Source organism: uncultured Eudoraea sp. (assembly GCF_947258525.1).
Lineage (GTDB): Bacteria > Bacteroidota > Bacteroidia > Flavobacteriales > Flavobacteriaceae > Eudoraea.
Genome location: NZ_CAMYIP010000015.1, coordinates 56935 through 70261 on the forward strand (window position 1 = coordinate 56935; position 13327 = coordinate 70261).

Annotated in this window: 14 protein-coding genes; 12 read left to right on the top strand and 2 right to left on the bottom strand. The window is 37.5% G+C overall.

Translation table 11 applies throughout. From position 1 onward, the window contains the following. Positions 1–3 precede the first annotated feature (3 nt). Positions 4–1290 carry a branched-chain amino acid transport system II carrier protein gene (gene brnQ / locus Q0X89_RS01160; RefSeq protein ID WP_297690777.1) on the bottom strand — a complete coding sequence of 429 codons (1287 nt, stop codon included), beginning with the start codon at positions 1288–1290 and terminating at the stop codon, positions 4–6. Between the two features lie 262 nt (positions 1291–1552). On the opposite strand from brnQ, the gene Q0X89_RS01165 reads away from it, so the two are divergent. Beyond that, positions 1553–1777, top strand: coding sequence for a hypothetical protein (locus Q0X89_RS01165; RefSeq protein ID WP_297690778.1), 225 nt, complete (start codon positions 1553–1555; stop codon positions 1775–1777). Here Q0X89_RS01165 and thiL read toward each other — a convergent pair whose 3' ends face one another. Continuing rightward, positions 1778–2827: a thiamine-phosphate kinase gene (gene thiL, locus Q0X89_RS01170; protein WP_297690779.1), complete on the bottom strand. Its 1050-nt coding sequence runs from the start codon at positions 2825–2827 to the stop codon at positions 1778–1780. It abuts the gene before it with no gap. Positions 2828–2897: 70 nt separating this feature from the next. On the opposite strand from thiL, the gene Q0X89_RS01175 reads away from it, so the two are divergent. The 11 genes from Q0X89_RS01175 to Q0X89_RS01225 all read left to right on the top strand — a co-directional run bounded on the left by Q0X89_RS01175 (position 2898) and on the right by Q0X89_RS01225 (position 13141). After that, the gene (locus Q0X89_RS01175) at positions 2898–4124 is read left to right on the top strand and encodes a choice-of-anchor B family protein (RefSeq protein ID WP_297690780.1); all 1227 of its coding nucleotides are present in this window, start codon (positions 2898–2900) and stop codon (positions 4122–4124) included. A gap of 7 nt (positions 4125–4131) precedes the next feature. Beyond that, positions 4132–5478 (top strand): hypothetical protein, encoded by a 1347-nt coding sequence (locus Q0X89_RS01180; protein WP_297690781.1) that lies wholly within the window; start codon positions 4132–4134, stop codon positions 5476–5478. A gap of 201 nt (positions 5479–5679) precedes the next feature. Further along, positions 5680–6009, top strand: a complete 330-nt coding sequence (locus Q0X89_RS01185) for an iron-sulfur cluster assembly accessory protein (protein ID WP_297690782.1) — start codon at positions 5680–5682, stop codon at positions 6007–6009. 34 nt (positions 6010–6043) lie between these two features. Then, positions 6044–7489 (top strand): Fe-S cluster assembly protein SufB, encoded by a 1446-nt coding sequence (gene sufB / locus Q0X89_RS01190; RefSeq protein WP_297690783.1) that lies wholly within the window; start codon positions 6044–6046, stop codon positions 7487–7489. 5 nt (positions 7490–7494) lie between these two features. Beyond that, positions 7495–8370 carry an N-acyl homoserine lactonase family protein gene (locus Q0X89_RS01195; RefSeq protein WP_297690784.1) on the top strand — a complete coding sequence of 292 codons (876 nt, stop codon included), beginning with the start codon at positions 7495–7497 and terminating at the stop codon, positions 8368–8370. 8 nt (positions 8371–8378) lie between these two features. Further along, positions 8379–9131, top strand: a complete 753-nt coding sequence (gene sufC / locus Q0X89_RS01200; RefSeq protein ID WP_297690785.1) for a Fe-S cluster assembly ATPase SufC — start codon at positions 8379–8381, stop codon at positions 9129–9131. Between the two features lie 60 nt (positions 9132–9191). After that, positions 9192–10508 carry a Fe-S cluster assembly protein SufD gene (sufD, locus tag Q0X89_RS01205; RefSeq protein WP_297690786.1) on the top strand — a complete coding sequence of 439 codons (1317 nt, stop codon included), beginning with the start codon at positions 9192–9194 and terminating at the stop codon, positions 10506–10508. 32 nt (positions 10509–10540) lie between these two features. Further along, positions 10541–11767 (top strand): aminotransferase class V-fold PLP-dependent enzyme, encoded by a 1227-nt coding sequence (locus tag Q0X89_RS01210; RefSeq protein ID WP_297690787.1) that lies wholly within the window; start codon positions 10541–10543, stop codon positions 11765–11767. A gap of 74 nt (positions 11768–11841) precedes the next feature. Continuing rightward, a complete protein-coding gene (locus Q0X89_RS01215) occupies positions 11842–12264 on the top strand; it encodes a SufE family protein (RefSeq protein ID WP_297690788.1) in 423 nt (140 codons plus the stop codon). Positions 12265–12282: 18 nt separating this feature from the next. Continuing rightward, positions 12283–12609 carry a DUF59 domain-containing protein gene (locus Q0X89_RS01220; protein WP_297690789.1) on the top strand — a complete coding sequence of 109 codons (327 nt, stop codon included), beginning with the start codon at positions 12283–12285 and terminating at the stop codon, positions 12607–12609. Between the two features lie 28 nt (positions 12610–12637). Further along, complete coding sequence (locus Q0X89_RS01225; protein ID WP_297690790.1) at positions 12638–13141, top strand: DUF2480 family protein; 504 nt, start codon at positions 12638–12640, stop codon at positions 13139–13141. Positions 13142–13327: the final 186 nt, after the last annotated feature.

Sequence of the window (13327 nt, forward strand, 5' to 3'; positions counted from 1 at the left end):
CTTTCACAGGGAGCCGGCAGACTTATTTCCTTTACCAATATTAGCTAAAATAAAAACCGCTGAAGCGGGTAATACCCATCCCATACTTAAGGTGCTTAGCGGAATCCATCTTGTAATGGATTCTATATAACCGCTTAAGCCAATACTTCCTAAAAAATCAGGAATACTGAAAAGAATTGTAGTAATTACAACCGCCCTGAAAACTTTAGGGGAACCAAATTTTTCAGGAATCACATTAAGTAAGATTAAAACTATAGTAATTGGATAAATAAACATTAGAATAGGTAATGCAATAGCAATGATGTAATCTACATTAAATTGCCCCATTAGCACTCCAAGGAAACAACTGACCACCGCAGTAATCAAATATGCCTTGTTCGATTTTGGAAAACGCGATTTTACAAAATCTGCTGTTCCGACTACAATTCCTACAGCCGTAGTAAAACATGCCAGGCTTACTAATATTCCTAAAAATAGATTTGCCTTAGAACCTAATGTAATTTTACTTATCCCGGTAATAAGTGAAGTACGTGAAATAGCCCCATCAAACTCTCCCTGCATAACAGCCCCAGTAAAAATTAACCCAGAATAAATCAATATTAAGCCGAATCCGGCCAGCCAACCGGCCCTCCCAAGTAAGGCTTTTTTGCGCTCATAGGAAGCTTCTTTATCCCTAAGGTTAATAGAGGTTATAATGACCCCTCCCACGACAATGGCTCCTATGGCATCAAAGGTTTGATAACCTTCCAAAATTCCTGCCGTCATTGGATTGATGAACGTGTTTGTGCCAAAATCCAGCGGGAAGGAAAACAACGTTATACCCATAATTGCCAAAAGGATAAGAATAATGCCCGGAGTTAAATACTTGCCTATAATGTCCAAAATTTTTGTACGGTTCATTACAAAAATGAATACTAAAACAAAATAAACGATGCTTGTACTCAAAGTAGAATTATGAAGCAAAGGTGCTATGCCAATTTCGTGGGTAACAGAAGCCGTTCTCGGAGAGGGTAAAGAAACTGAAACCCCATAAATCGTGAAGCAATAAATTAAGCTGAATAAAGGTGAAACTTTAGAGGCAAAATCGAACATTGTCCCTTGTAGTTTTGCATGACCGAGAATGCCAAATATTGGGATTAAAACTGCTGAAATGGCAAAACCAAGAGCGACCAACCACCAAAGCTCCCCTGCTTTGAATCCAAGTTGAGGTGGTAAAATTAGATTTCCTGCTCCAAAGAAAAGAGAGAAAAGAGCAAAAGCTGTAACCAGCGTTTCTTTTATTCTAGCCATAGAATTAATCAAGCGTGAAAGATAAATCAAAAAAGACTAAATCTTAAACAAAATTCAACTGCTTAAACTTACAATTTGTCGTAAAAAGAGACGTTCGTCGAAAAAAGCATAAAATTTATAGGGGCCACCCAATAAAATGCAAGTTAGATGCGTTCTGAAATTAAGCTAATTGAAATTATTGTCTCAATTACTTTTACTGAGTGTTTATTATTGCATATTAAGGATCCCCAAACCCTACCAATGCAGACCTAAAACCTACAATATGAAAAAAATATTTTGCAATATTTTTGGCCACCATTATTCCGTATCCAAGAAGGTAACTTTACACATAAAGGAATATAAGTGTGTTCACTGTGGCAAGGAAGTCACAACAGACGTAAGCGGAAACCTATCCGTTTTAACTCCTGAACTTCAGGAGATCAATGCAACCTTAGAAGATTTGTACCAAAAAAGACATAGGACTACCCATACACAACAGGTGGCTTAATTATGCTTTGGCAAATGAATTCCACCCCTGAGCGGTAAGAGGAATTTTAGAATTATTCCTGGAAACTAAGTGTGCGCCTTCATTCTTTTCTGTTATGTGCCCCACAACAGTAAAGTTAGGATTGCCCTTTAATTCCGGGAATTTTTTTTGATCAATTGTGAACAGTAATTCATAATCTTCTCCACCACTCAAAGCAACTAAAGTGCTATCCAGTTTAAACTCTTCGCAGGCTGAAATTACTGTCGGATCTAAAGGGATTTTGTCCTCATAAAGATTGCAACCAACGTCGCTCTGCTTGCACAAATGAAGAATTTCTGAAGAAAGCCCATCACTGATATCAATCATAGAAGTAGGTTGAATCCCAAGCTTCTCTAATAATTCCACAATGTCTTTTCTGGCCTCAGGTTTTAATTGGCGCTCAATGATATAACTATATGCAGATAGATCGGGCTGACTATTAGGATTTACTTTAAATACTTCCTTTTCACGCTTTAATACCTGCAACCCCATATAGGCTGCTCCCAGGTCGCCACTTACTACCAGCAGATCATTTGGTTTTGCCTGGCTCCTGTAAACTATGTCTTCTTTTGCAGCTTCCCCTAGTGCAGTAATGCTTATGATCATTCCTGTAGTAGAAGAGGAAGTATCTCCTCCAACCAAATCTATTTTATAAAGCTCACAGGCAAGTTCAATTCCCTTATAGAATTCTTCTAAAGCCTCCAGAGGAAAACGATTGGAGACCGCAACGGAAACCGTAATCTGCGTAGCCCTTGCATTCATTGCGTAAATGTCGGATAAATTAACCATTACAGCTTTATACCCCAGATGCTTCAAAGGCATATAGCTCAGATCAAAATGTATTCCTTCAATCAACAAATCTGTAGAGACAAGTGTCTTATTATCTTTAAAATCGAGCACAGCGGCATCATCTCCAATACCCTTAATAGTAGATTTATGATGCAATTTTAAATTCCGTGTCAGGTGATCGATTAGTCCGAATTCACCCAATTGCTCTAAGGAAGTTTTATCCTGATTCTTATCTTCAAACATAGTGCAAAAATAAGCGGATGAGAATAATATATTATCTTTACACCGAAAAAGAATAATTATTTTTTACCCCATGAATAAAACTCTCCTGCTAATTTCTGGCCTATTCTTTCTATTTAGCTGCTCTAGTAGTGACAACACTCCTGTTAATGATGCCCCGGAAGAGATGATTGAAAATCCACAAACGGGATTTTCTCCTTGTCAGGATGGCATGGCCGGCATTTATCCCTGTAATGGTTATGACCTGTTGGGTCAAATAAGTCTGACTTCATTTAGCGCTTCTGCAGGGAATGATATCTGGGGGTGGACAGACAGCACAACAGGTAAGGAATATGCATTGGTTGGTTTGAATAATGGAACTGCCTTTGTTGACATAACGGATACCGAAGAACTGATTTATCTTGGAAAATTACCAACAGCAACTGCATCGAGCTCCTGGAGAGATATTAAAGTATATCAGGACCATGCATTTATTGTCTCTGAAGCCGGTGGCCATGGGATGCAGGTTTTTGATTTAACAAAATTGAGAAATGTGGCGAATGCTCCTGAAAATTTTGAGGCAGATACCCGCTATACCGGTTTTGGGAATGCACATAATATTGTTATCAATGAAGCCAGCGGATATGCTTATGCGGTTGGTACGGACACTTTTAACGGAGGAGCCCACTTTATTGATATTCAGGATCCTAAAAATCCAATCGCAGCCGGTGGCTATGGCGCTAACGGTTACTCTCACGATGCACAGGTAGAAACCTATAATGGTCCGGACGCAAATTATACAGGGCAGGAAATTTTTATAGGGGCGAATGAAAATCAGGTTGCTATTGTCAACGTTACAGATAAAAATAACCCTCAGCAGATCAGTACTTTTCAATACAGCAATATAGGGTACACACATCAGGGATGGTTTTCTGAAGATCAACGTTATTTTATTTTAGGAGATGAAACCGATGAGTTGACCTTTGGTTTTGATTCGCGGACCTTGGTCTTTGATCTTACAGACCTTGAAAATCCAATTTTGCACACTACTTATTTAGGTGAGACGGCAGCTATTGACCACAATGGATATGTTAAAGGGGATGATTTTTATCTTGCAAATTATACTGCAGGCGTTCGAATCCTGGATATTTCAGGAATTGACGGACAGACAATTGTTGAAGAGGGCTTTTTTGATACATATCCCTTAAGTAATACGGCCGCTTTTGAAGGTGTATGGAGTGTCTATCCCTATTTTGAAAGTGAAAAAATCATTGTAAATGATATCAATTCTGGTTTATTCGTAATTAAAAAGTCAAATTAAGTTAGCAGTGAAAAGCTTTTATACATTGGTTATTGCAGTGTTTCTGTTTTCATGTTCAGATGATGAGACGGTAGTCCCTGACAATGCCTATGATAATGCAATTTTTTTAGGTGAAATTGATTGGGTAAAGAATTTCGGGGGTACTGACGAAGAGACCGCGCAATCCGTTATTAGCACAAACGATGGGGGTTATGCAATTCTGGGATATTCAAAAAGTACCGATGGTGATCTGGCAGACAAATCTATTCCCGTAAATGATTATTGGGTTTTAAAGTTAGATGATGAGGGGAATCTTCTTTGGAGTAAGACTTACGGAGGTAGTAAGGATGACAAAGGGCAATCCATAATCCAGACCTCAGATGGCGGCTATGCCATTACAGGATATGCAATGAGCGATGATGGAGATGGAAGCAACAATGAGGGATTCCATGATAACTGGATTTTAAAACTAGATGAATCAGGGACTATTGAATGGGAAAAAAGTTTTGGTTTTTCTGGTCATGATCATTCATATGATTTACTACAAACTGCGGACGGGGGATTTTTCTTCGCCGGGTTCTTAGATATTACAGCAGCCCTTGACGATGGCACATATTACAAGGGCAATTTTCTGACCAGGCATGGTGTGGGCGAATTTTGGGGAACTAAAATAGATGCCAAGGGTAGTTTGGAATGGAGGAGTTACTATGGGGGGACCAATAACGACAGAGCCCATGCCGTTATTGAGGCAGACGATGGAAGTTTTGTAATGGCAGGATTTTCTGAAAGTGATGATTATGATATATCGAATACTAAAGGCAGCTACGATTTTTGGGTAATTAAATTAACGGCTTCGGGAGAGTTGTTATGGGAACGCTCATTTGGTGGTTCAGGCATTGAAGTGGCATATGATATTGCAAAAACTACTGATGGTGCCTACGTGGTCACCGGGAATACCTTTAGCTCAGATAAGGATGTTTCAATAAATCATGGGGAATCTGATGTATGGCTAATAAAAATTGATGCAAATGGTAATCTGTTATGGGAGAAGACCTTTGGAGGCTCGCAGTTCGATGCCGCCCAGGCCGTAACGACTACTAAAGATGGAGGATTTATTATTACCGGCAATACAAAAAGTACCGATGGGGATGCTGAAGAAAATCAAGGAGAAAACGATATTTGGTTAATAAAAACAGACTCCGAAGGTAATCTGCTTTGGCAGGGTTCTTATGGAGGATCAAATCTGGATTATGGTTTTGATGCTGTTGAGAATGAAGATAAAAGTATTCTTCTGGTTGGTGAAAGCACTAGCAATGATTTCCCGAATCTCGCAAATAAAGGACTTTCAGACGTTGTAATTATAAAAATCAAATAAAAATTATCAATTAGGGACAATCTCCTAAAAGTCCGGTTTTTAAGTTATCCAATTCTATCTTACCCTCCCATAGTTCTGATGAAACCCAATAGATATCCTCTATGGTTTTATACGTTATAATAATGTTAGGAATTATTGTAAAACCCTAACTATACCCTATATTTGTAAACTATTTAGAATAATACCAAATAAGGATATAAAATGATCAAAGTATCTGAAACAGCAAAAAAGCGGGTTGCCTTACTTATGAGTGAGGAAGGTTTTAACGCGGAAAAGGATTTTGTTAGGGTTGGTGTAAAAAGCGGTGGTTGCAGTGGATTGTCTTATGAATTAAAATTTGACAATAAAATTGATGAAACTGATAAGGTTTTCGAAGACAATGCTGTACGCATTATTGTAGATAAAAAGAGTTTTCTCTACCTGGTTGGAACAACGCTGGAGTATTCCGGAGGGCTCAACGGTAAGGGATTCGTTTTTAATAATCCTAATGCACAGCGCACATGTGGCTGTGGTGAAAGTTTTTCATTATAACAAAAAGGAATCCCTTATAAGGGTTTAAAAGCCTATGGCATATACCGAAGAAGAATTAAAAAAAGAGCTGGAAACCAAGGAATATGAATATGGTTTCTATACCGATATTGAGTCCGACACATTTCCCAAAGGCTTAAATGAGGAGATTGTAATCGCAATTTCCAAAAAGAAGGAAGAACCGGAATGGATGACTTCATGGCGACTTGAAGCTTTTCGGGTCTGGAAGGAAATGACTGAACCCGAATGGGCTAATATTCATTATAAAAAACCGGATTTTCAGGATATTTCATATTATTCGGCACCTAATAAAAAACCTAAATACGATAGTTTAGACGAGGTGGATCCGGAGTTATTGGATACTTTTAAAAAACTGGGGATTTCTTTAGATGAACAAAAAAAACTTGCAGGAGTAGCCGTTGATATTGTTATGGATTCAGTTTCTGTAGCAACTACGTTCAAAAAAACATTGGCAGAAAAAGGGATTATATTTTGTTCTATCTCCGAAGCAATAAAGGAACATCCGGAACTTGTTAAAAAACATCTTGGGACTGTTGTACCTCAAAAGGATAACTACTATGCGGCACTAAATTCTGCTGTATTTTCAGACGGTTCGTTTTGTTACATCCCTAAAGGAGTCAGATGTCCTATGGAGTTGTCAACTTATTTCAGAATTAATCAGGCTGGCACCGGACAATTTGAGCGTACGCTGGTAGTCGCAGATGAAGGTAGTTATGTAAGTTATCTGGAAGGCTGCACGGCACCATCCAGAGATGAAAACCAATTACATGCCGCTGTTGTAGAACTTATTGCTTTGGATAATGCAGAAATTAAATATTCCACAGTTCAAAACTGGTTTCCTGGTAATAAAGAGGGTAAAGGAGGAGTTTACAATTTTGTTACCAAAAGGGGGCTATGTGAAAAAAATGCAAAGATTTCCTGGACACAGGTTGAAACCGGTTCTGCTATTACATGGAAGTACCCTTCCTGTATTTTAAAAGGAGATAATTCTATTGGTGAATTTTATTCCATCGCGGTAACTAATAATTTTCAGCAGGCTGATACAGGGACAAAAATGGTTCATTTAGGTAAGAACACAAAAAGTACAATTATTTCGAAAGGGATTTCTGCCGGGAAGTCGCAAAACAGCTACAGGGGTTTGGTGCAAGTAAACAGCAGAGCTAAGAATGCAAGGAATTTTTCACAATGTGATTCCTTGTTGATGGGAAATGACTGCGGGGCACATACTTTTCCATATATAGAGGTAAAGAATAAATCGGCACAGATTGAGCATGAAGCTACTACCAGTAAAATTGGGGAAGATCAGATTTTTTATTGTAATCAGCGGGGTATAGAAACGGAAAAAGCTATTGCCCTGATTGTAAACGGGTTTAGCAAGGAAGTACTTAACAAGCTTCCAATGGAATTTGCTGTTGAAGCACAAAAACTATTAGAAATAAGCCTTGAAGGATCAGTGGGTTAAGTACTATGAAAAAGTATATAGCATTATTGGTAATTGTCTCCCTATTTGCCTGTAAAGAAGCAAAAAAGGAAGTCGTGTCTGTTTCTGAAAATACAGAAACTAGCTCCAAAACTGAAGTGAAACTTTATACTTTTGATGGGGGTACAGTGGTAGTAAATACATTAGGGCTGTTTGCACAGGATGAGTCCTATAAAGGACAAAGTAAAGAATTTGCTGATGCATTTTATGTAATAAAACATCCAAAAGGGAACCTAATGTGGGATGCAGGACTTCCAGAATCCCTGGTTGGACTACCCGAACCTTATACTTCACCTGATGGCGCCTTTACTGTTTCCCGAAAGGATTCCGTTTTAAATCAATTAGAACAAATTGGGATGACCCCCGACGATTTCAAATATATATCCCTTTCACATACTCATTTTGATCATAGCGGACATGCCAATTTATTTAAGAATTCAACATGGCTTGTGCAGAAGGAAGAGTACGATTTTGTTACAGGAAAAGAGGTCAGAGAATCTAACCCGGATATGTACAACGCAATTAAGGACTTAAAGAAAATTAAAAAAATAAAAGGAGATTTTGATGTATTTAAGGATGGCACGGTTATTTTAAAGTATATGCCGGGCCATACCCCCGGGCATCAGGTTTTGTTTCTTGATTTAAAAGAACACGGACCTATGCTTTTGTCGGGAGATCTATATCATTTTTATGAGAACAGGGAGTACAAGAGAATCCCAATTTTTAATTATGATGTCGCACAGACCAGGGAGAGCATGAAAAAATTTGAAGCTTTTGCGGAAGAAAAAAAGGCAAAAGTATATTTGCAGCATCAAAAAGACGATTTTAATAATATGCCAAAAGCACCTCAATATTTAAACTAAATCAGAATATGTTAAAAGTAAATAATCTGCACGCAGGCGTAGAAGACAATGAAATATTAAACGGAATAAACCTTGAAATAAATCCAGGTGAAGTGCATGCTATAATGGGCCCAAATGGTTCCGGAAAAAGCACCCTTGCCGCCGTGATAGCAGGAAAGGAAGAATTTGAAATAACAGAAGGGAATATTGAATTTGAGGGAGAGGACCTGGAAGACACCTCCCCTGAAGAAAGGGCACATAAAGGAATTTTTCTTTCGTTTCAATATCCTGTTGAGATACCCGGGGTATCGGTGACCAATTTTATGAAAACGGCAATAAATGAATCGAGAAAAGCACGTGGATTAGAAGATATGCCGGCCAACAAAATGTTGAAACTTATCCGGGAGAAATCGGAATTGTTGGAAATAGACAGAAAGTTCTTATCTCGTTCTTTAAATGAAGGGTTTTCAGGTGGTGAAAAAAAGAGAAATGAAATTTTTCAAATGGCCATGCTGGAACCAAAACTGGCTATTTTGGATGAAACAGATTCAGGTCTGGATATCGATGCCTTGCGAATTGTAGCTAATGGAGTTAACAAACTCAGGGCTAAAGACAACGCAATACTGGTTATTACGCATTACCAGCGATTGCTGGAATATATTGTTCCGGATTTTGTACATGTCCTGCACGAAGGTAAAATTGTGAAATCAGGGACTAAAGAATTAGCTCTGGAATTGGAGGACAAAGGATATGATTGGATAAAAAATGAATCGGTTGTCTAGAAATACAATTGCATTATTTAATAAGCATTGTTTTTATTAAGACAATAAATAGAAAAAATTATGGATTTAAAGGAAAAACTGGTTTCTTCGTTCCTGGCATTTGAGAACAATGTGGATGTAGATCATCCGGTTCATGATATACGCTCGGAGGCAATTAAGAACTTTGAACTTAAAGGTTTTCCAAATAGAAAAGACGAAGCCTGGAAATACACTTCATTGAACAGCTTACAGAAAATAGATTTCAGCATCTTTCCAAAAAAGGTCAATGCCCTGGAATACAAGGATGTTAAGCGATATTTTCTTCATGAGATAGATACATATAAAATTGTTTTTATTGATGGAGTCTACAGTTCATTCCTTTCTGAAACTACTCATGACGGGGTAGATATATGCCTTATGAGCGCTGCTTTAAGCAAACCAATGTATAAGCAGATAATAGATGTTTACTTTAATAAAGTAGCCTCCAAGGAAGAATCGATTACTACATTAAATACAGCATTTAGTAAAGAAGGAGCTTATATCTATATTCCTAAAAATAAAATACCAAAAAAGCCAATAGAAATTTTACATTTTGCAACAGGTAATGAGGCTTCATTATTGTTGCAACCCCGCAACTTAATTATTGCAGAAGAAAATGCTGAACTTCAGATTATTGAGCGGCATCAGAGTCTTACTTCTAATGAGGTATTGACAAATTCGGTAACCGAAATTTTTGCGGCAAAGAATGCCATTGTAGATTATTACAAAGTTCAAAATGACGTGGAAAATGCTTCCCTAATAGATAATACCTACATTTCTCAAAAGAGCAATAGCGTTGTAAAGGTGCATACATTTTCCTTTGGAGGAAAGTTAACCAGGAATAATCTTAATTATTACCAAAACGGAGAATATATTGACTCAACAATGAAGGGGGTAACAATATTAGGGGAGAAACAGCATGTAGACCATCATACCCTGGTGCATCATAAAGAGCCAAATTGTGAAAGTCATCAGGATTATAAAGGAATTTATGGTGCAAAGTCTGTAGGGGTTTTCAATGGCAAGATCATTGTGGATAAAATTGCCCAAAAGACCAATGCCTTCCAACAGAATAACAATATTTTGATAAGCGATAAGGCAACCATAAATACAAAACCACAATTGGAGATATTTGCAGATGATGTAAAATGTTCCCATGGATGTACTATAGGACAATTAGATGAAGAGGCACTCTTTTATCTGCAAACCAGAGGAATACCAAAAAAAGAAGCTGCAGCACTCCTAATGTATGCGTTTGCTAATAATGTGTTGGAAAGTGTTCGAATTCCTGAATTGAAATTGAGAATAAATAGGTTGATTGCAGAAAAATTAGGTGTTCAACTTGGTTTTGATCTTTAATAATTTGTTTGGTATCTAACAGTACGGTCCATATGATTATAACGAAATTGGATATTGAAACTATTCGCAAGGATTTTCCTATTCTTAAAAGGAAAATTAATGGATATCCTTTGGTTTACCTTGACAATGCGGCTACCTCGCAGACACCAAAACAGGTAATTGACACCATTGTAGATTATTATTCTCGTTATAATGCCAATATACACAGGGGTGTTCATTCGTTATCTCAGGAGGCTACAGATGCCTATGAAAACGCTCGAAAAAAGATTCAGAATCATATAAATGCGGCTGAACCTCACGAAATAATTTTTACTTCCGGAACCACGGATAGCATTAACCTAGTAGCTAGTGGCTTTACTTCATTTTTGAAAAAAGGTGATGAGGTATTGGTTTCAGCTATGGAACATCATTCCAATATTGTTCCATGGCAAATGTTATGTGAACGAACGGGAGCAATTTTAAAGGTAATTCCAATGAACCATGAGGGGGAGCTGCTTATAGAGGAATATGCAAAACTGCTTTCAGATAACACGAAATTGGTGGTTTGCAATCATGTATCAAATGCCCTGGGGACAATAAATCCTATTGAGAAAATCATTTCTTTAGCACATGAAGTTGAAGCAGCCGTGTTAATTGACGGAGCTCAGGCTGCACCCCATATTAAAATTGATGTTCAAAAGTTGAATGCTGACTTTTATACAGTTTCTGCACATAAGATTTGTGGTCCTACCGGAGTAGGCATTTTATATGGAAAAGAAGAATGGCTCAAAAAATTACCCCCGTATCAGGGTGGTGGAGAGATGATAGCAGAGGTCACCTTTGAAAAGACAACCTATGCCGATTTACCGCACAAGTTTGAGGCAGGGACGCCAAATATATGTGGCGGAATTGCTTTTGGTGCAGCGATTGATTACATGAATTCTTTGGGTTATGAGGCAATTGCCAGTTATGAAAAAGAGCTTCTTGAATATGCCACAGAAGAACTCAAATCAATCAAAGGATTAAAAATATATGGAACTTCCCAACATAAAACATCAGTAATCTCCTTTAATGTACAAGGCATTCATCCATATGACATAGGGACCATTCTGGATAAATTAGGAATTGCAGTCAGGACCGGGCATCATTGTGCACAACCGATTATGGATTATTATAATATACCGGGAACAATTAGGGCGAGTTTTAGCTTTTATAATACAAAAGATGAAGTAGACATTCTTGTTGAAGGTGTAAAGAAAGCCAAACAGATGTTAAGCTAAACCCAGCTTGTTATCATTTTCCCAAACTATTGAAAACCAATAATACTTGTCGTATTTTCGCTGAAATTCGTTTTATGAGTATCGAAGAAATTCAAAATGAAATTGTAGAAGAGTTTTCCATGTTCGATGACTGGATGCAGCGGTATGAATATATGATAGAATTGGGAAAATCACTTCCTTTAATTGAAGAACAGTATAAAACTGAAGACAATATAATCAAAGGTTGCCAGAGTAAGGTATGGGTGCATGCAGAGTTGGAGGGAGACAGGCTGGTTTTTACAGCCGATAGTGACGCCATTATTACTAAAGGAATTATAGCTATTTTAATTAGAGCTTTTAGTAATCAAAAGCCAAAAGATATTATTGAAGCAAATACCAATTTTATTGATAAAATTGGACTCAAAGATCATTTATCTCCTACCAGGGCTAATGGGCTGGTAAGCATGATAAAGCAATTGAAATTGTATGCAATTGCATACCAAACACAATTGAATTAAATAATTAATCCATCAGATATGAGTGAAACAGCTATAAATACACAGGAACTTGGTGAGAAAATAGTGGCCGTTCTGAAGACAATATATGATCCTGAAATTCCGGTTGATATTTATGAATTGGGATTAATCTATGATGTTTTTGTTAATGAAGACAAGGATGTAAAAATATTGATGACATTAACTTCACCTAATTGCCCGGTAGCAGAAACCCTGCCGGTTGAGGTTGAAGAAAGAGTAAAATCTCTGGACCTTGTTAAAGGTGCGGAAGTTGAAATTACCTTTGATCCACCATGGACTCAGGATCTAATGAGTGAAGAAGCCAAACTAGAGTTAGGGCTTCTTTAATTTATTGTTTTAAGAATATCTCTTAATTATGTCTGAAATAGTAAATCGTGTAGCCCAAAGTAAGCTCGTGACCCTGGATTTAGAAGAATTCTATCCTGAGGGGACCAGGCTTCAAATTGACATAAAGGACTGGCTATTCCAAGATCTTATATTAAAAGAGAAGGATTTTAGAAACCAAATCGCAGAGCATAATTGGGCACAGTATAAAGATGCATATGTTGCTCTATATTGCTCCACAGAGGCTATAATTCCGGGATGGGCGTATATGCTAATCTCCACAAAATTGCAACCATACGCAAAGAAAGTAGCCCTGGGTTCTCTGGAAGATCTGGAGACCACCCTTTTTCAGGAGATAATTGAAAAAATGAATGTCTCTGATTTTAAAGACAAATCTGTTATAATCAAGGGTTGTAGTAATAAACCTGTACCACCAAATGCCTATTTATGGGCCACTCTTAAACTTCAAGCTGTTGCTAAGAGTATTATGTATGGAGAAGCTTGCTCCTCGGTACCATTGTTTAAAAGGAAATAAACGCGGTTTATTATATTTTCCAAACTATCATTACATTTGCTGCTCTAAATTAAAAACTAGACATTATGAAAAAAATATTGTTGATGATAGCAATGCTAGCGGGCACGGTCTATTCCTTTTCACAAACTAAAGAAGAATTACAGGCTGCAAAGGCAAGTAAAACAGACTCAATAGCAGCAATTCAGG